Annotated in this window: 12 protein-coding genes and 1 pseudogene; 10 read left to right on the top strand and 3 right to left on the bottom strand. The window is 72.2% G+C overall.

Going from position 1 to position 19,617, the window contains the following annotated elements:
• Nucleotides 1-154 precede the first annotated feature (154 nt).
• The 5 genes from ACQF4J_RS47950 to ACQF4J_RS47930 all read left to right on the top strand — a co-directional run bounded on the left by ACQF4J_RS47950 (nt 155) and on the right by ACQF4J_RS47930 (nt 7,100).
• Entirely contained in the window at nt 155-2,125 is a 1,971-nt protein-coding gene (locus tag ACQF4J_RS47950) for an FAD/NAD(P)-binding protein (RefSeq protein ID WP_427168958.1), read from the top strand.
• The gene (locus ACQF4J_RS47945) at nt 2,122-3,567 is read left to right on the top strand and encodes a lyase family protein (RefSeq protein ID WP_427168956.1); all 1,446 of its coding nucleotides are present in this window, start codon (nt 2,122-2,124) and stop codon (nt 3,565-3,567) included. The genes ACQF4J_RS47950 and ACQF4J_RS47945 overlap by 4 nt, the downstream gene beginning before the upstream one ends.
• A gap of 218 nt (nt 3,568-3,785) precedes the next feature.
• On the top strand, nt 3,786-4,580 hold the full coding sequence (locus tag ACQF4J_RS47940; RefSeq protein WP_351584715.1) for a thioesterase II family protein: 795 nt from the start codon (nt 3,786-3,788) through the stop codon (nt 4,578-4,580).
• 10 nt (nt 4,581-4,590) lie between these two features.
• The gene (locus ACQF4J_RS47935; protein ID WP_351805370.1) at nt 4,591-5,856 is read left to right on the top strand and encodes a beta-ketoacyl-[acyl-carrier-protein] synthase family protein; all 1,266 of its coding nucleotides are present in this window, start codon (nt 4,591-4,593) and stop codon (nt 5,854-5,856) included.
• The gene (locus tag ACQF4J_RS47930) at nt 5,853-7,100 is read left to right on the top strand and encodes a ketosynthase chain-length factor (RefSeq protein WP_427168955.1); all 1,248 of its coding nucleotides are present in this window, start codon (nt 5,853-5,855) and stop codon (nt 7,098-7,100) included. The genes ACQF4J_RS47935 and ACQF4J_RS47930 overlap by 4 nt, the downstream gene beginning before the upstream one ends.
• A gap of 222 nt (nt 7,101-7,322) precedes the next feature.
• Here the strand turns inward: ACQF4J_RS47930 and ACQF4J_RS47925 are convergent, their stop codons facing one another.
• Complete coding sequence (locus tag ACQF4J_RS47925; protein ID WP_351805373.1) at nt 7,323-8,516, bottom strand: RNA-guided endonuclease InsQ/TnpB family protein; 1,194 nt, start codon at nt 8,514-8,516, stop codon at nt 7,323-7,325.
• A 158-nt stretch (nt 8,517-8,674) separates the two neighbouring features.
• Between ACQF4J_RS47925 and ACQF4J_RS47920 the strand changes: the two genes are divergently transcribed.
• From ACQF4J_RS47920 to ACQF4J_RS47910, 3 genes are all read left to right on the top strand, one after another.
• Complete coding sequence (locus ACQF4J_RS47920) at nt 8,675-9,151, top strand: carboxymuconolactone decarboxylase family protein (protein WP_351583882.1); 477 nt, start codon at nt 8,675-8,677, stop codon at nt 9,149-9,151.
• Between the two features lie 622 nt (nt 9,152-9,773).
• Nucleotides 9,774-12,557 carry a response regulator gene (locus ACQF4J_RS47915; protein WP_427168953.1) on the top strand — a complete coding sequence of 928 codons (2,784 nt, stop codon included), beginning with the start codon at nt 9,774-9,776 and terminating at the stop codon, nt 12,555-12,557.
• 47 nt (nt 12,558-12,604) lie between these two features.
• Complete coding sequence (locus ACQF4J_RS47910; RefSeq protein WP_351583892.1) at nt 12,605-14,185, top strand: GGDEF domain-containing protein; 1,581 nt, start codon at nt 12,605-12,607, stop codon at nt 14,183-14,185.
• Nucleotides 14,186-14,252: 67 nt separating this feature from the next.
• On the opposite strand, the gene ACQF4J_RS47905 is transcribed toward ACQF4J_RS47910, so the two are convergent.
• Entirely contained in the window at nt 14,253-16,967 is a 2,715-nt protein-coding gene (locus ACQF4J_RS47905) for an FAD/NAD(P)-binding protein (RefSeq protein WP_427168952.1), read from the bottom strand.
• 1,026 nt (nt 16,968-17,993) lie between these two features.
• Nucleotides 17,994-18,194, bottom strand: a pseudogene (locus tag ACQF4J_RS47900) (IS200/IS605 family transposase); the annotation flags it as partial.
• A gap of 367 nt (nt 18,195-18,561) precedes the next feature.
• Between ACQF4J_RS47900 and ACQF4J_RS47895 the strand changes: the two are divergent.
• Nucleotides 18,562-19,395, top strand: a complete 834-nt coding sequence (locus ACQF4J_RS47895) for a serine hydrolase domain-containing protein (RefSeq protein ID WP_351579831.1) — start codon at nt 18,562-18,564, stop codon at nt 19,393-19,395.
• Between the two features lie 48 nt (nt 19,396-19,443).
• The gene (locus ACQF4J_RS47890; RefSeq protein WP_427168951.1) at nt 19,444-19,593 is read left to right on the top strand and encodes a hypothetical protein; all 150 of its coding nucleotides are present in this window, start codon (nt 19,444-19,446) and stop codon (nt 19,591-19,593) included.
• Nucleotides 19,594-19,617 lie beyond the last annotated feature (24 nt).

Here is a 19,617-nt window from a genome sequence, read left to right as displayed (position 1 = left end):
GAGAAGCCCCGACCATGACCCCCCGCCACCGGCGCCCCGTCCCGCCCGGCACCTGCCACGGCCCCAGCGGCCGCCGGCCGCACCCGTGCCGGCCGCCTGTCCGGCCGTCGTACCCGTGCCGCCCGGCCGCCCCCGCCCGCCCCGGGACGACGAGGTGAGCGCCGACCTCAGCGTCTGCATCGTGGGGGCCGGACCCCGCGGCCTGTCCGTGCTGGAACGGATCTGCGCCAACGAACGATCCGCCCCCGCCCCGCGCCGGGTGACGATCCACCTCGTCGACCCCTGCCGGCCCGGCGCCGGACGCGTCTGGCGCACCGACCAGTCACGGCTGCTGCTGATGAACACCGTCGCCTGCCAGGTGACGGTGTTCACCGACGACACGGTGGCGATGAAGGGACCGGTGGAACCAGGCCCCGACCTGTACGCGTGGGCCCGCACGGTCGTCCTGGCCGCACCGCCCGGCCGGTTCGGCGACGCCGTGCGCGCCGAGGCGGCGGCCCTGCACCCCGACACCTACCCCACCCGCGCCTTCTACGGCAGCTACCTGCAGGACTGCTACCGGCGCATCGTGCGCCGCGCTCCCGCCCACTGCCGTGTCGTCGAACACCGCACCCACGCCGTGGCGTTGCGCGAGCAGAGCGGCACCCCGGGCGGGACGCAGGTCCTCACCCTCGCCGACGGCACCCGCCTGCGCGACCTGGACGCCGTCATCCTCGCCCAGGGCCACCTGCCCCGCCGCCCCACCCCCGAGGAATCCGCCTGGGCCACGATGGCCGCCCGGCACCGGCTGACCTACATCGCACCCGCCAACCCCGCCGACCTCGACCTGTCCACCCTCCCCGCCCGGCAGCCCGTCCTGATGCGCGGACTGGGACTGAACTTCTTCGACGGCATGGCCCTGCTCACCCAAGGACGCGGCGGAACGTTCGTCCGCCGCTCCGGACGGCTCACCTACCTGCCCTCCGGCCGCGAACCGCGGATCTACGCCGGCTCCCGCCGCGGCGTCCCCCATCACGCGCGCGGCGAGAACGAGAAGGGCCCGGCCGGCCGGCACCGACCGCGGGTCCTGACCCCCGAGGCCATCGACGCGCTGCGGCGCCGCCGCCTGGCCGGGGAGGCGGTCCGCTTCCGCACCGACCTGTGGCCGCTGATCCGCCTGGAGGTGGAGAGCGTCTACTACGAGACGCTGCTGCGCGCCCAGGGCCGTACGCGGGAGGCGGCCGCGTTCGTGCCCGCCTTCCTCACCGCCGGCACGGCCCCGGCCCGCGCACACCTCCTCGACGCCTACCGCATCGACCCCGCCGCACGATGGGACTGGGACCGCATCCAGCACCCCACCGCCGGACGCCGCTTCCCCGACCGCGCGAGTTTCCGCCACTGGCTGCTCGGCCACCTGGCCGAGGACATCCGCCACGCGAGGGCCGGAAACGTCAGCGGACCCCTCAAGGCCGCCCTCGACGTCCTGCGCGACCTGCGCAACGAGATACGCCTCGCGGTCGACCACGGCGGCCTGGACGGCGACTCCTACCGCGACGAACTGACCGCCTGGTACACCCCGCTCAACGCCTTCCTCTCCATCGGTCCCCCCGTCTCGCGCATCGAGGAACTGCACGCCCTGATCGAGGCCGACATCATCCGCCCGCTGGGCCCCGGCACCCGGATCAGCCTGCGCACGGACGGCGAGGCCGCGTTCGTCGCCACCGCCGACGGCGTCGACGCAGCCCCCGTCCACGCGACGGCACTGATCGAGGCACGCCTGCCGGAACCCGACCTGCACCGCACCGCGGACCCCTTGCTGCGCCACCTGCTCACCACCGGCCAGGCCGCCCCCTACCGGATCGCAACCACCCACGAAAGCGTCTACGAGTCGGCCGGCCTCGCCGTCTCCGCCCGCCCCTACCACCTCGTCAACGCCCACGGCCTGCCCCACCCGCGCCGCTTCGCCTACGGCGTCCCGACCGAGTCCGTGCACTGGGTGACGGCGGCCGGCATCCGGCCGGGGGTCGACTCCGTGATCCTCGGCGATGCCGACGCCATCGCCCGCACGGTCCTCGGCCTCGGCCCCGCCCGCCGCACCGTCCCCGTCCCCGGCCTGCCGTCAAATCTCCTGGAGGCGACGCCATGACCCGCCCGACGACCGGCTTCGACGGCGGCCCCGACGCCGGACTGTTCTCCCCCGTACGCGCGGGCACGCCCGTGGAGGAAGCCGTCAGCGAGACGGCCTGGCTGCAGTGCCTGCTGGACGCCGAGGCCGCGCTCGCCCGGGCCCAGGCCGCCCTGGGCACCGTCCCGGCCGCAGCCGCCCGCGCCATCACCCGCGCCGCCCGCGCCGAACGCTTCGACCCGCGCGCGCTGGCCCTGCAGGCCCGGGAGACCGCCAACCCGGTCGTGGGGCTGGTGCGCGCCCTGACCGAGGCGGTGGCCGCCGACGACCCTGAGGCCGCCGAGTACGTCCACCGCGGCTCCACCAGCCAGGACGTGCTCGACACCGGCACGATGATGATGTGCCGGCGGGCCCTGGAACTGATCCTCGGCGACCTGCACCGCACGGCCGCCGCGCTGGCCGCACTGGCCGACCGGCACCGCGCAACCGTCATGGCCGGCCGCACCCTCGCCCTGCACGCCGTCCCCACCACCTTCGGCCTCAAGGCGGCGGGCTGGCACCGGCTGGTCTCGGACGCCGCCGCCCGGATCACGGCCGCCCGCGACGCCCTGCCGGTCTCCCTCGGCGGAGCCGCCGGCACCCTCGCCGGATACCTTCAGTTCGCCGTACCCGACGCCGACGCCACGACCGCGGGGGAGTACCCGGAACGGCTCGTGGACGCCTTCGCCGCCGAAACCCGCCTGGCCCGCCCCGTCCTGCCCTGGCACGCGCTGCGCACACCCGTCGCGGACACCGCCGCAGCGCTCGCCTTCACCACCGGCGCGCTGGGCAAACTCGCCGCCGACGTCCAGGTACTGGCCCGCACCGAGATCGCCGAGGTCGCCGAGCCCGCCGTCACGGGCCGGGGCGCTTCCTCCGCCATGCCCCACAAACGCAACCCCGTACTGTCCACGCTGATCCGCAGCGCCGCCCTGCAAGTACCGCTGCTGACCGCGGGCCTGACCCAGTGCCTGGTGGCCGAAGACGAACGCTCGGCCGGGGTGTGGCACGCCGAGTGGCTGCTGCTGCGCGAGGCGCTGCGCCTGGCGGGCGGAGCCGCCCTCACCGCCGCCGAACTCGCCGAGGGCCTCACACCCGACCCGGCCCGCATGCGCCACAACCTGGGCCTGACCGGCAGCCAGGTCGTCAGCGAACGCCTGGCCGCCACGCTCGCCCCGAAAATCGGCAAGGCGCGCGCCAAGGACCTGCTGGCAAAGGCCTCGCACACCGCCGACCAGCAGCGCATCCCCCTGCTGGAGGTGCTGCGCACCCTGCCCGACGTCACCGCGCACCACAGCGCCGCAGAACTCGAGCAGCTGCTCGACCCCACCGCCTACCTCGGCGCCGCCCCGGAGCTGGCCGCCCGCGCCCTCACTGCGGCACAACCGGTCACACCGCCGCCCACCACGACGCGCGCGCTCTGAGACCGACCGCCGCCCCCGCCCAACCACCCCAGCCCAACCACCCCCGCCCAACCGCCCCCGCCCAACTACCCCCGGCCGGCCGCCCCTTGGGGCGCATCCGCCGCCACCGCTTTCGTTCGCGCACGTGGCCGATTCGAGTCTTCCTCCAGGTACGTCGGCGAGGCTCGACAGCAGCCGATGCGCGCCCATCGAAGGCGGCCGAGGAGGTGCGATACATCATGCGGGATGGCCCGCCGGACACCATGCGGGATGGCCCGCCGGTCACGCTCTACTGCTTCGCGCACGCCGGCGCGGGCGCGTCCGGCTTCGCGCACTGGCACACCCAGACCGGCCCCGGAGTGCACACGGTGCCCGTACTGCTGCCCGGACGCGGCGCCCGGCGCCGCGAACCCCGCGCGACCTCACGCGAGGCCCTGCTGGAGGCGCTCCTGAAGCCGCTGGCCGGGCAGGTCGCCGACGGCCGCCCCTACGTGCTCTACGGGCACAGCCTGGGCGGCGTCGTCGCCCACACCCTCGCCCGCGCCCTGATCCACCGGGGGCTGCCCGCCCCCGCCTGCCTCGCCGTCGGCGCCAGCCCCCCACCGCAGACCGCGCCCGCCGGCCACGACACCGATCTGAGCGACGAACGGCTGCTGCGGTTCGCCGCCGACCTCGGCGCGGCACCCGGCGGCGCGCTCGCCGCCCCCGGCAGCCTCTGGTACCGCCGCGTACTGCCCCTGCTGCGCGACGACCTCACACTCGCCGACGCACTGCGCGCCGACGCACTCGCCGACACCAGCGGCCCGCTCCCCGTTCCCGTCCTGGCGGTCGGCGGCCAGGACGACCCCGTCGTCGGGGCGACGGTGCTGGACGGCTGGGCCCGCTGGACCACCGGCCGGTTCATCCGGCGCACCGTCCCCGGCGACCACTTCTTCGTCCGCGGCCCGCACGCACCCCGACTGATCGGGCGCGCCTGCCGCGTGGTGCGGCGCACCCGGCTCGCACCTGCGCCCCTATCTGGAGGAAAACTGTGAGGGACACACGATGAGGCGGGTCGTCATCACCGGCATCGGGGTCGTGGCCCCGGGCGGCGTGGGCACCCGCGCGTTCTGGGACACGCTGACCGCGGGCCGCACCGCCACACGCGGCATCTCCCTGTTCGACGCGAGCACGTTCCGCTCGCGCATCGCCGCCGAGGTGGACTTCGACCCGCACGCCCACGGCATCGCGGCCGCCGACGCCGCCCGCCTCGACCGCGCCGCCCAGTTCGCCCTCACAAGCGCCCGCGAGGCGGTCGAGGACAGCGGACTGACCGGCGCCCTGGACCCGGTACGCACCGGCCTCACCCTCGGCAGCGCCGTCGGCTGCACCACCGGCCTGGACAACGAGTACGGCGTGGTCAGCGAGAACGGCAGCACCTGGGAGGTCGACCACAGCCGGGCGGTCGCCCACCTCTTCGACTACTTCGTGCCCAGCTCCATGGCCGCCGAAGTGGCCCTCGCCATCGGCGCCCAGGGCCCGGTCTCCCTGGTCTCCACCGGCTGCACCTCCGGCATCGACTCCGTCTGCCACGCCGTCGACCTGCTCCGCGAGGGCAGCGCCGACGTGATGGTCACCGGCGCGACCGAGGCACCGATCTCCCCGATCACCGTGGCCTGCTTCGACGCCATCAAGGCCACCAGCCCCCGCAACGACGAACCGGCCACCGCCTCACGCCCCTTCGACCGCTCCCGCAACGGCTTCGTCCTCGGCGAGGGCTCGGCCGTCCTGGTCCTGGAGGAGCTCGAACACGCCCGGCGGCGCGGCGCCCACATCTACGCCGAGATCGCCGGGTTCGCCGGACGCAGCAACGCCTACCACATGACCGGACTGAAGAGCGACGGCGTGGAGATGGCCGAGGCGATCCGCGCGGCCCTCGACGAGGCCCGCCTGGATGCCACCGCCGTCGACTACATCAACGCCCACGGCTCCGGCACCAAGCAGAACGACCGGCACGAGACCGCCGCGTTCAAACGCAGCCTGGGCGAGCACGCCTACCGGGTGCCCGTCAGCTCCATCAAGTCCATGATCGGCCACTCGCTCGGCGCGATCGGCTCACTGGAAATCGCCGCCAGCGCCCTGGCCATCGCGCACAACACCGTGCCGCCGACGGCCAACCTGCACGAGCCCGACCCGGCCTGCGACCTCGACTACACCCCCCTCACCGCGCGCGAACAGCGCACCGACACCGTGCTCAGCGTCGGCAGCGGCTTCGGCGGCTTCCAAAGCGCCATCGTCCTGACCCGGCCGCGACTCCAGGAGGCGGCATGACCACAGCCACCCTCGACCGACCCACCGCCCGGCCCGGCGCCAGCGCCCTCACCGGCTCCGTCGTCACCGGCATCGGCGTCGCCGCCCCCAACGGACTGGGCACCGAGGCCTGGTGGGCGGCAACCCTGCGCGGCGAGAGCGGCATCCGCCCCCTCACCCGCTTCGACGCCTCCCGCTACCCCGTCCGCCTCGCCGGCGAGGTCCCCGGCTTCGTCGACGACGAACACCTGCCCAGCCGGCTGCTGCCGCAGACCGACCGCGTCACCCGCCTGTCCCTGGCCGCCGCCGCCGAAGCCCTCAGCGACTCGGGCACCGACCCCGCCGCGCTGCCCGAGTACGGTGCCGGAGTGGTCACCGCCTCCTCCGCGGGCGGCTTCGAGTTCGGCCAGCGCGAACTGCAGGCCCTGTGGTCCAAGGGCGGCCAGCACGTCAGCGCCTATCAGTCCTTCGCCTGGTTCTACGCCGTCAACACCGGCCAGATCTCCATCCGGCACGGCCTGCGCGGCTCCAGCGGCGTCGTCGTCGCCGAACAGGCCGGCGGCCTGGACGCCGTCGCCCACGCCCGCCGCCAGATCCGCAAGGGCGCGGGGCTGATGGTCACCGGCGGCGTCGACTCGGCCCTGTGTCCCTGGGGCTGGGCCGCCCACCTCGCCGCCGGCGACCTGAGCCCCGTGGCCGACCCCGCCCGCGCCTACCTGCCCTTCGACGCCGCCGCCAGCGGTCACGTCGTCGGCGAGGGCGGCGCCCTGTTCGTCCTGGAGAGCGACGCCGCCGCCCGCGCACGCGACGCCCACGCCTATGGGGCGTTCACCGGCTACGCGGCCACCTTCGACGGCCCCGGCACCCCGCGCCTGAACGACGCCGCCCGCCTCGCCCTGGACGACGCCGGCCTGCGCCCCGAGCAGATCGACGTCGTCTTCGCCGACGCGGCCGGCGCACGCGCCGCGGACCGCGCCGAAGCCGAGGCGCTGGCCGCCCTGTTCGGCCCCCGCCGGGTGCCGGTCACCGCACCGAAGTCGATGACCGGACGGCTGCTGGCCGGCGGCGCCTCCCTCGATGTCGCGGCCGCCCTGCTGTCCCTGCGCGACCAGGTGATCCCCCCGACCACCGGAACCACCGAACCCGCCGCCGACTGCCCCGTCGACCTCGTCACCGCACCCCGCGAGAGGCCCGTGCGCCACACCCTGGTCCTGGCCCGCGGCCGCGGCGGCTTCAACTCCGCGGCCGTCTTCAGCGCCGTCTGACCACACCGAGGCCGCCCACGCACGGCCCCCCGTGCACCGGGGCCGCCGGACGACATCCCCCGCGTCCGGCGGCCCCGGCCCCACGCACCGGCCGACCAGAAAAAGAAGCCATCGCCCCGTCTGTCACACCCCGCCCCGGACCCACCGGCCCCGTGACAGACCTTCACCAACCAACCGGAAGGCAGCACTTGACTTCCTCCCCTTCCTGAAGGAGGGGGATTCCTACGGCTCGCGCCGTGGGGTTTTCTGCTTCATCGCCGACTGCCCGCCCGGAGTGCTCCGTTGAGGTCTCACATCAGCTCCACAGACAGACGCCGTCAGCCCGACGGCCAGAATGTTCTTCGCCGCGTTCACGTCCCGGTCGTGGGTCGTCCCGCAGTCGCACGTCCATGTCCGGACGTTGAGCGGCATCGTGTCCTGCAAGGTGCCGCAGGCGGAGCACAGCTTGGAGGAGGGCAACCAGCGGTCGATCGCGATCACTGCGCGGCCGTACCACCGGGCCTTGTATTCCAGCATGCTCCGGAAATCGGACCAGGCCGCATCACTGATGGCGCGGGCCAGGCTGCCGTTCTTCATCATGTTCCGGACGGCGAGGTCCTCGATCACGATCGTTTGGTTTTCACGAACGAGACGAGTGGTGAGTTTGTGCAGGTGGTCGCGCCTGCGGTCGGTGATGCGGGCGTAGACCCTGGCCACCTTCCGGCGCGCCTTGGCTCGGTTCGCTCCATCCCCCCTGGCCGTGCGGGCAAGCCGCCGCTGCGTCGTGGCCAGGCGGGCGCGGTCACGCCGCTCGTGCCGGGGGTTGGAAACCTTCTCCCCGGTGGAGAGGGCCAGCAAGTGGTCGAGCCCGACGTCGATGCCGACGGCCGCGTTGGCCGCGGGGAGCGGCTGGACGGACGGGTCCTCACACAGCAGGGACACGTACCAGCGTCCGGCCGCGTCCTTGGACACCGTCACGGTGGACGGCGACGCGCCCTCGGGCAGTGGACGGGACCACACGATGTCCAGCGGCTCCGCCATCTTCGCCAGGGTCAGCCTGCCGTCCTTAAACCGGAACGCGCTGGTGGTGTACTCCGCCGACTTCCGCGACTTCTTGCGCGACTTGAACCGCGGGTACTTCGCCCGCTTGCCGAAGAAGTTGGTGAACGCCGTCTGAAGGTGCCGCAGGGCCTGCTGGAGCGGCACGCAGGAGACCTCGTTGAGGTAGGCGAGTTCCTCGGTCTTCTTCCAGGCCGTCAGCATCGCCGACGTCTGGTGGTAGTTCACCCGCTGCTGCCGCGTCCACGCCTGCGTGCGCGCCGCAAGGGCCAGGTTGTAGACCTTCCGCACGCATCCGAACGTGCGCGACAGCTCGGCTGCCTGCGCACCGGTCGGATAGAAGCGGTACCTGAACGCCCGCTTCACGCCAGTGGTCACGGCTCACAAACTATTACGTCTGCTTGTGACCATCTGCCGGTTCGTGGGAATCGACGCCGGTCCGCCCCGGCGGCGAACCGGCTTTCCCCGCCCTGCCCTGCAGGAGCTTCGTTTCCTCCCCGGCCTGAAGGCCGGGATATCCACGAAGGAAGGCCCCGATGAACGCCGCGAGCACCCCCACCGCCCGGATGAAGAACCCCGCCATGGTTCTGCCGGACGCCATGAAGGGCATCCAGACCATCTACCAAGCCATGTACCAGGGCGGTGTCGCCCCGCAGATCCTCGAACTGGTCCACCTGCGCGCCAGCCAGATCAACGGCTGCAGCGCCTGTGTGTTCGCCGGCGTGGCGGGCGCCAAGAAGCACGGCGAGAGCGACGAACGCCTGCACTCCGTGGCCGCCTGGCGCGAGGCACCGTTCTTCACCGACGCCGAGCGCGCGGCCCTGGCCCTGACCGAGTCCGCCACCCGGATCGCCGACCGCACCGGCAGGGCCGTTTCCGACGAGGTGTGGAACGAGGCTGCGGACCACTTCACCGAGGAACAGCTCTCCGCGATCATCCTGATGGTCGCCCTCACCAACTTCTTCAACCGCCTCAACACCACCATCGAGGAGCCCGCCGGCACCACCTGGTGACCCGGGCGTCACGACCCCGACGACGGGGCCGTGACACATACCCCGTGACAAGCGGTGGCGCTGACGGCAGGGAACCCCCTTTCCGTCAGCGCCACCGCCGTGCCCGGACCACGCCACAGGCCGCTGTCAGAGCCCGTGTCCGCACTGCCCTGGAGCGCTACGGCGAGCTCGTGGCGCAGTCGAAACTCCTGGTCGAGACCGCAGCCGCGCAGACCGCTCCCACCCGCCGGCCGTCCTGTTCAGGAGGGAACGCCGATTTGCGATCTTCAGTGGTTCATTCTTCGCTGGAAGGGTTCCGTTGACCTTTCGGAGAGGATCGTTTGCCCTCTGTCAGCACCCCATGGTCTGTGGATGTGAAGGCGTCGGATGCTCCGGGTGGATGCCGGTCATCCCCTACCGGCCGCGACGATCGCCCCCTGGGCGGACGTCCTGTCTCATGTCCCACCCGGTGGGCCGGTGCCGGTCCCAGTAACTGCTGCGGGGTATGCGACCTCGTGGCTCGACGTGACGCATCCACGACCGGACACTGCTGATCACCGCTGCCCGGCGACGCCGCGCGGAAGCCGTCCGACGTACGTCCCGGCCCGCCTCGTGGCCGGGCATCACACGTGGAGGCGGACCTATGGGCCCCACCAACCCGCCCGGACAGTACGCGGCCGACGACGAGGAACGGTTTCGGCTGCTGGTGAAGAACTCCCCGGACATGGTCTTCAGGCGGACCGTCGAGGGCGTTTTCCAGGAGGTCTCGGCAGCGGGAGCGGCGCTGCTGGGCAGGCCGGTCGAGGAGATCGCCGGGACGCTGGCCGAGTCCTGGGTGCATCCGGGCGACGTGGAGGAGTTCGAGTGGGCCGAGCGGGATCTGCGCCGCGACGGCCGGGTGGTGGTGTGCCTGCGTCTGCGGCACGCCGACCGGCAGTGGATCTGGGCGGAGGTGACGTCCTGGGTGGTGCGCGACACTGCGGGCGAGCCGCAGGAGGTGCGCGGATTCATCCGGGAGGCGGAGGGGCAGCGGCGCCGGGAGGAAGCCCTGCGGCTGCTGCAGGACCAGGCACGCTCGGTCATCGACACCGCCCGTGACGCGTTCGTCTCCATCGACGAGGACGGCCTGGTCATCGGCTGGAACCAGAGCGCCGAGAAACTCTTCGGGTTCACCCACCGCGAGGCGATGGGCCGCCCGCTGACCGAGACGGTCATTCCCGAGCGGTATCACGCCGCGCACCGCGCCGGCCTGCAGCGGGTGCTGTCCGGCGGGGAGTCTCACGTGCTGGGCCATCAGATCGAACTCAGCGCCGTGCACCGCGACGGCCACGAGATCCCGGTCGAACTGGCGGTGTGGCGGCTGAAGTCGGCGAAGGCGCGCTGCTTCAACGCCTTCGTCCGCGACATCACCGAACGCAAGCAGGCCGAGGCCGCCCTGGCGCAGGCCCGCGACCAGGCGATCGCCGCGTCCCAGGCCAAATCCCAGTTCGTCGCCTCCATGAGCCACGAGATCCGCACCCCCATGAACGGCGTGATCGGACTGAGCAACCTGCTGCTGGGCACCGAGTTGGACGCCGAGCAGCGCCGCTACGTGCAGGGCATCGAGGCCGCCGGCACGGCACTGCTGTCGCTGATCAACGACATCCTGGACTTCTCCAAACTGGAAGCCGGCAAGATCGAACTGGACGAGGTCGCCTTCAGCCCGCAGGTGCTGGTGGAGGAGGTCGTCTCACTGATCGCGCAGACCCCCCAAGCCCAAGGGCTGGAACTGCTCAGTGACTGCGATCCCCACCTGCCCATGATGGTGCTCGGGGACGCCGGCCGGCTGCGGCAGATCCTGCTCAACCTGGCCTCCAACGCGGTGAAGTTCACCGAGTCCGGCGAGGTCGTCGTGCGTGCCCTCGCTGCTGCTGACCAGCCCTCCACGGCGAGCGGGCCGTGGCTGCGCTTCGAGGTGGCCGACACCGGCATCGGCATCGCCGAGGCCGATCAGGAGCGGATGTTCGACGCCTTCTCCCAGGCGGACGCCTCCACCACCCGCCGCTACGGGGGCACCGGCCTGGGGCTGGCCATCTGCCGCCGGCTGACCGAGGCCATGGGCGGCTCCATCGGGGTCACCAGCCGGCTCGGTGAGGGCAGCACCTTCTGGTTCACGGTCCCGGCACGAACCCCCGACACGCCGAAGCCACCCGCGGCACCCATCCGGCCGATCGTCCTGCGCGGGCTGCGGGTGCTGGTCGTCGACGACAACGACACCAACCGGCTGATCCTCGACACGCAGCTGCGCAGATGGCACATGCAGCCGACCCTGGTCGCCGGCGGCCCGCAGGCCCTGGTGGCCCTGCACGAGGCGGCCGCCGCGGGCCGCGCCTTCGACCTGGCCCTGCTGGACATGTGTATGCCCGGCATGGACGGCCTCGAACTCGCCCGGCGGATCACCGCCGACCAGAGCCTGGGCCGGGTACGGCTGCTGATGCTCAGCTCCGGCCCGCCGCAGCCGCTCGCCGAACTGACCGCGGCCGGTATCGCCCGCAGCCTGCCCAAGCCCGTCCAGCAGTCCCAGCTCATGGACGCCCTGGTCGAACTCCTCGCCCAGAGGCCATCGCTCGCCACGTCAGCACCGGCCCCGGCCGCTGCCGCACCCCCGCCGGCGCATCGCGGTCACCTGCTGCTGGTGGAGGACAACGACATCAACCAGATGGTGGCGCAAGGCATCCTCACCCGCCTCGGCTACAGCGCCGACATCGCCGCCGACGGCCTCCAGGCGCTGTCCATGACCCAGGAACACGAGTACCAGGCCGTGCTGATGGACTGCCAGATGCCCCGGATGGACGGCTATACCGCCACCCGGGAACTGCGCCGCCGGGAACAGGACACCGGCCACCACCTGCCGGTGATCGCCATGACCGCCAGCGCCCTGGCCGAGGACCGGGACCGCTGCCTGGCCGCGGGCATGGACGACTACATCTCCAAACCCGTCAGCGCCGAGGGGCTGGAACAGGCTCTCGCCCGCTGGGCACACGACACACGCCCGCCCGCGGATGACGAAGACGGCCTGCCCGCTTCCATCGAGGAGCGGCTGAACGAACTGCGTGGCGCCGGCACACCGGCCGAGCACGAACTGGTGGACCGGCTGGTGGACCACTTCCTCGCCCGTGCTCCCGAGCTGACCAGCGCCCTCTTCCACGCGATGGACCGCCAAGACGCCCAGGAGGTCGCACAGCTGGCCCACAGCCTCAAAGGCGCGGCCGGCAATGTGGGAGCCCACCGCCTCGCCGCCTGCTGCCAGGAACTCGAACAGCACGCCAGGGCCGGGACACCGGCCCCGCTGGCCGAGGCAGCGCCCCGCCTCCAGCACGAACTGGACCGCACCTGCCGCACCCTTGCCACGCTCCGCTCCCAACCTCCCGGCCACCGACCCGAATGAGGCCCGACCGCGTGCCGCCTGCGGACGGGAGCGGGGAAGGAGGGACTGTGGGCAAGGACCATCTCCGGTCGTCCTCCCGCCGCGAGACAGCGGTCTGGGCCTATGCGGCAGCAGGGACCGCGGTGATGGTCACCTTTCTGCTCACCTCCTCCCCGGCGCGCTACATGCTGGCCGCTGTGATCTCCGCCTCTGCCGTCTTCGCGATCGCAGCGGGAGTCAGGAGGAACAGGCCGCCGTCGGTCCTTGCCTGGTGCCTGTTCGCCGCGGGTATGGCCCCCTATGCGGCGGCGGACGCGATCTGGGGGCTGTACCAGGTCCGCCGGGTGGAGGTTCCCTTCCCGGGCGTGGCCGACTGGCTCTACCTGGGCAGCTACCTGCTGTTCGCCGCCGGTCTGGTCATCCTGGCCCGGCAGCAGTCGGGCCGCTTGCACTGGGCGGGCCTGTTGGACGCGGGCATCGTCACGCTCGGCTTCGCCACCCTGTCCTGGGCCTTCATCATCGCCCCCTACCTGCACAGCAAGATGTCCGCGTGGCCGCTCGCGCTGTCCATCGCCTATCCCGCCATCGACCTGGTGCTGCTGTCCATGGCCGCCCGGCTGATGCTGACCACCAACACCCACACCCCCTCGTTCCTGCTGTGCCTCGGATGGCTGCTCGCCCTGCTCGCCGCCGACGGCCTCTACTACGCAACCCAGGCGACCACCGGCACCGCGATCGCCGAGAACATGTCCGAAGTGGCGTGGATGCTCTCCTCCGTCCTGCTGGGTACGGCGGCGCTGCACTCCTCCGTCGCCCGGCCGTCCCGGCTGGCCCAGGACCAGGAGCGGCTGCCCCCGCGACGGCTGTCCGTCCTGATCGCGCTGATCCTGATGGGGCCCCTGATCGTGCTGGCCGACATCGGCGGCATCCGGGACCAGCCCGTGGACGTCACGGTGATCGTCGCCGTGATGGCGGGCCTGTCACTGCTGCTGATGCTGCGCATCGCGTTCCTGGCCCAGTACGCCCAGGACAGGGCAACCGCCCTCGCCACCTCACTGCGAGAACAGGCAGAACTCCAACAACAGCTGAGCCACCAGGCGACCCACGACCCGCTGACGGGCCTGGCCAACCGGGCCCTGCTGAACGAACGCCTGGAGTCGGCTCTCGGCCGGTGCTCCGCCGATTCCTGCGCCGGTCTGCTGATACTTGACCTGGACGGGTTCAAGGACGTCAACGACACCCTGGGACACCCGGCCGGCGACGAACTGCTCATCGACGTCGCGGGACGGCTGACGAACCGGGTCAGGGCGCAGGACCTGGTGGCCAGGCTCGGCGGGGACGAATTCGCCCTCCTCGTCGAAGACATGGACGCCACTGCCCTGCACGACTACACCACGCGGATCCTCGCTGCCTTCCAAGACCCCTTCTTCCTCGCCCACGGCCATTCCATCGACGTGACCACCAGCATCGGAGCACGCAGCATCACCCGGCCGACCTCGCCCGCGGAAGCGATGCGCGACGCCGACACCGCCCTGTACAGAGCCAAAACCGCGGGCAAGAACCAGGCCGCGTTCTTCGAATCCCCGAATCAGCCCTCTCCCCAAGCGCAGGAGGGCGTCAGAGGGATCCGACGACCGCACAACCCCTGACCTTCGCCCGCCGGCCCCCTCAACCGGCCGGCCGCATACGCCGAACTCCAGGTGCAGATTCAGGCTCTCAGGCGGACCGGGCGTGCCCCCAGGCCCCGCCGACGACCGCAGACCCACGCCAGCGCGCACCCCGGCCCCGCACCGCCTCCAGCCGCCGCCAGTCGAGCGGCGACGCACGACGCTCCAGCCGGTCCGCCAGCAGCCGCTCCGCCCGGTCGTACTCGCCCCCCGCGATCAGAGCGTGCAACAGCGTCTCCTCCACCACCTCCTGCTGCGCCTTGCTGGCACCCGTGCGCGCCAGCAGGGGCAGCAGCGGCCGAAGCCGCCGTACCGCCTGCCGCCACTCCTCCCGCACGACCGCCGACAGCGCCTCGCACAACGGAGCGACCAGCAGCGCGAACACCGCCTGGTGATGGGCCAGCGCATGGGCCCGCAACCTGCCCAGGGCGTCCAGGTCCCCGGCCGCGGCGAGCGCCAGCGCGCCATGCAGGGCGGCGAAACCCGTCGCCGGCGCGTCCAGCCAATGCGGGGGAGCGGCGTCCAGCAGCTCGGCCACGGGCAGATCACCATTCCAGCTGTCCGTCATACGCGCCCGCCACAACAGCGAGGCGGAGTCGACCAGCAGCCGCCCCCCGCCCACCCGGCAGGCGACGAGCTCTTGCCGGTAGCGGCGCAGCAGCGCGGGCCGGTCATCGAGCGACAGCTCGTGCAGGGCGGCATGCCAGGCCACATGGGAACGCTGTCCCGCCCCCTCCCCGTGCCGGCGCAGCCACTCGTCCAGCCAGGCCAGACCGGCACGGTGCTCACCGGTCTCGTAATACACATGAGCCCGCGCGTGCACGGCGTGCCCGGCACTCGGCTCAGCGGCGAGCGCCCGGCAGGCCAGCGCCTCGGCCTCCTCCCAGCGCTCCTGCTCCTGCCGGACGAAGGCCAGCTGCCCCAGATACCACCAGTCGTCGCCGTAGGTTGTCGACAGTCCCTCGACCAGCGCCCAGGCCTCCTCGGCGGCGGTCACCCCGTTGAAGGAGACGGTGGGGACGGCCGCGCTCACCGCCAGCGCGTCCCGCGGATGGGCGGCGATGTGGCCCAGCAGGGCCGCCTTGCCCCGCTCCTCGGTGCCGGTCAGGCAGGCGTCCACCGCGGCGACCAGGCTGCGTTCACGGTCGTCGGCCCGCACGGCCGCGGCCCGGCGGGCGGACGCGAGCGCCGCAGGCGTCTGCCCGGCGCCGTCGCGCTCGTGGCCGAGCAGTGCCAAAGCCGCGTGGCCGACGGCGAAGTCCGGGTCGGTGGTGACGGCTTCACCCAGCAGTTCCTCGCCGCCGACGCGGCCCGCCAGAATGCGCCCCAGGGCCCGGTCGTACAGCTCGGCGGCCTCGGGGGAGGTGCTCAGGCGCTGCCCGTAGCGGTCGGTCGGTGCGGGGGGACGGCGGTCGGTGAGCGTCTCCAGCACGGTGCCGGCGACCTCGGCGGCCTGCGCGCGGATCTCCGGAACGGCGGTGGTCTCCAGCAGATTCCCGCGCCGCGCGGCCCCGACCGTCCACAGCCGCAGAACCGGGCCACCGGCCGCGGGCACCAGCCGCCCATCCTCGGCGGTGTCCAGCCCCAGCCCGGCCGGACCGGTACGGCCGTACCCGCCCTCCAGCACGCACCGCACCAGAGGATCCATCGTCCCGCGCGAACCCGTCCGCGCCCCAGTGCAGTTGACCACCGCACCGACCCGCAGCCGCGTCCCGTCGCTGAGGGCGACCGCCACCGCGTCATCATCCGGCACGGCACCGGCCACCTGCCCGGCACAGGTACGCAGCCGGCCCGACGCCAACAGTCCGCGCAGCGTGGCCGCACTCGCGGGCGCCATGCGATGGCGGTGCACCTCCCAGACCCGCAGGTCCTCCTCCAGGAAACGAGCCCGGTCGGCCACGGGCAGCTGCTGCCACAACGCCGCCGTCACCGGACGCAACCCGTCCAGCGCGGGCCGCCAGTCCCCGCAGGCACGCCGGGTGGCGGACAGGTGCCGCCCCACGCTCCGGCGCAGCACGTCCAGACCGCGCGAACCGTCCAGGTCCGCCGGCGCCTGGACCGGCGGGGCCGCGACGGGCAGGTGCTCCTGGGGAAGCAGCCCATGCCGGGACACCGCATGCACCACGCGGTCCGGACGGGCCAGCGAGGCGGCCACATCGACCATGGTCAGCCCGGTGCCGACGAGCAGAACATCCCCCTGCTCGGCGGCGAGGCCGTCCAGAGCACCCGGCGCCCAGGGATCGGCGACGAACCGCCCGGACCCCCTCAGCCCGGCACCCGCCCAGTCCTGCGCCGGAGCGAGACTGCCCAACGCCAGCACAGCCGCATCCACCCGCACCTCACCACCGCCGGCCAGCCGCAGAACCGGCCCAGACCCCTGCCCGCGTACGGCGACGACCTCGTCCCGCACCCGGTGCAGCCGGGCGTGCGCGCAGCCGCCGACGGTGCGCTCGACGAGGTCGGCCAGGTACTGCCCGTACACCTGGCGGGAAACGAAGTCACCGGCCGCGGCGTGCGGGTCCCGATCCGTCAGCCAACGCAGAAAGTGCCCGGGATCGTCGGGAAAGGCACTCATACGGCCGGCAGGCACATTCAGCAGATGACGCGGATCGCACGTGCCGTAGGCGACACCCGGCCCGGTCCGCCCGGCCGGATCGATCAGCCATACCCCGACCGCCCGGCCGAGCCGGTCGGCCTGCCGCATCAGCTGAACCGCCGTCAACGCCCCCGCCGCACCGGCCCCGACGACCGCGACGCGGCGCATCAGAGCCGACTTCCCGCATTCGTGGCGTCATCCCTACAGACGGCCGTGCGGACGACGGTGAACGCCCCGCCCACCGGGGCGGTCGCGGGGCCGTGTCCTGTCTTCTCGCAGGCGGTCGTGATGCCGTCACGGAAAACGACCTTGCGCATACGCACTCCTCACACCGAACGGAGGTCTCCCACTCCTGCCCCCGGCGGCATCCTCGAGCGCCCCGCTCGACCACGGGTCGAGGAACGGTCGCGAGGCAGGTGAGGCGCCGTCGTCGGCAACTCGGACCAACTGCGTTCGCTGGTCGAGTCGTTGCTGTCGAAACCACCGGCATCCAGGGGGAGTACTGGCCCCAGGAGCCGGGCCTCGGCTCGGGCATGACGTGCTGCTGCTGAACAAGGTGTCCTCGAAGAACCAGCCGGGCCGTGCCGCCGGATCAGCCCGGAAGCGGCGACATAGACGCGGCCGAGGATCTCCCGTGGACGCGCACACGACGACCGACCGCCGTCCTCCTCCGGCAGGCACACGATCACGGGCATTGCGGGCCGCCATACCGCCGGCCTCGCCCCGGCAGCCGTATTCCGCATCCGGACCAATCCGCGCAGCCGACAGCCCCGAATCCTCAGCAAGGCCGTCAGGAAGCGGCGGCCCCGCTCGTGGCCCGGCCGGGGCCGGGACACCCCGGCCGGGCCACGAGAGGCTCATCTCACCTCTCTCCAGGGGGGATTGACCGTTCACGAGCCTCACGCGGCCGCCGTCTGGCGGCGGGTGCCGAACGCTTCGGCGAGGGCCACACGGACGGGCAGGCAACGCACGGCCGGCGTAACGGCCCTCGTGACACCGATGACAGGACCGCGACAAAAAGCCCCACAACTGTCAGCGGGCCTGCCCGGTCTCATTTGGCGTGGACGGCGACGACCGGCCGTCCCGCCAAGACACCAACCTGGGGGAACACCATCTCTGATCTTGCGTGGGTATCCCCGGCTTCAGCCGGGGAGGGAAACGCATCCTGAGACTGCTCTGACGTGCATTCTGGAGCGGACGTTTTTGCTGCTCGGCGTACTGACGGATCACGGTGCGCGGTACACCGCCGCACGAGGCTGCGAAGTAGGAACGGGGCCAGAACACTGACCCCGTGCCGATGCGGTTGATGCGGCCGGTGTACTCAGCCCGCAGGCAGCGGGAGCTGACGCCCTTGAGAGTGTTGATCAGCTTGGACAGGGCGATCTTCGGCGGGTAGCGGGCCTGTGCCCCTGACCCAACGGGCTCGAGTCGACGCGCAGGGAGGGGCTCCTTCCCGTGTGCCGGGGGCCCGTGAGCATCGCTTGTGGTGGTCCGGAGCCAACAGATTTGTGTGGGGTGACTTCCAGGAGTGCCGGGGCTGGAGGGCGATTGAGTGGCCCTTCGTGCGGCCGCACGCGGCGGGAAACGGCATACATGATCGTCTTCTGGTTGCGGGATGACATCATGACGACGACACTCACCGACGCCTGGGCGGTGTACCGCTGCGTATCGCGCAACCGTCACCGCATGCCAGGAAGCACGGCTGCATGTGCCCTGCCACCCCGCAACAGTTGAAAGCCAGCCCGTTTGAGAAAGGCCCGCGGTGCGCCGTATCCCCACCTGTGTCCTGAGCAACGCCGCTCCACCGGCAGTCAGTGATGGTCATGCCGTGGACCGTTTTGTCGAGATCGGCTCGTTCACCAAGGTCATCACGGGCACTGCGCTGACCTGCATGGCCGAGGCCGGAATGCTCGCGCTCGACGACCCCCTTGAGCGATGGCTTCCGGCGACTCCCGGAACCGGGATCACGCTCCTCGACCTGGCCCGGCACACGTCCGGCCTTCCGCGTCTGCCACCTCGGATCGCGCGTCGTGACCCATACGCCAAGTTCGACCGTCGTACCGTGCACCAGTTGCTGAGCCGGCTCGACACCATCGCCACCTGCCCTCCCGGCCAACGAGAGGAGTACTCCAATCTCGGGTACGCCGTCCTGGGTGAAGCCCTGACCGCTGCGGCCGGCACCACCTATGAGGAGTTGGTGACCAAGTACGTCCTGCGTCCGCTGGACATCACCGAAGTGACCGCGACCCCGGACCCGGGCACGTACCTACTGGCCCGGAGCCGCTTGGGAAGGGCCCGTCAGCCGTGGACCATGCACGGCGCGATCCTGCCCGCAGGGGGCCTGTGGGCCACCCCCCGCGCGGCTGCCGACCTGGTCGTACGACTCCTCATAGAACGCAGGTTGGGCGATCCCGCGCCGTCCTGGCAGACGGCAGGCTCCCTGCGCTGGCACAATGGCGCCACGCGCGACGCCTCGCTGTTCGCCGGCGCAATGGACGACGGCCGCTGGGTCATGATCCACCGCCTTGGCGGGGCACCCGAGGAAACGGACCAAGCCGGCATTGAAGTGTTAAGGCGAGGCCGCAAGACTCTCTGACCACACCGGAACGAATGCGCACGCGTCGTCGATGCGGGGAGCTGAACCATGCAGACGCCCTGCCTGGCGGGGTGGACGAAGGGCGACGCGGCCTCCCTGCGGGAGGGGACCGATCCGCGGTGCTGGGGCGGACAAGGGTGGATCCACCTCACCGCGGCGCTCCGCGCCACCGCTGCTCGCACCTCGGCGGCACGTTAGCCGGCCAGCTGTACATGTCCCAGG

It is taken from the genome of Streptomyces sp. C1-1, assembly GCF_050214755.1.
Lineage (GTDB): Bacteria > Actinomycetota > Actinomycetes > Streptomycetales > Streptomycetaceae > Streptomyces.
The sequence above is the reverse complement of the archived record's forward strand: the minus strand, read 5'-3'. Positions and strand labels throughout refer to the sequence as shown.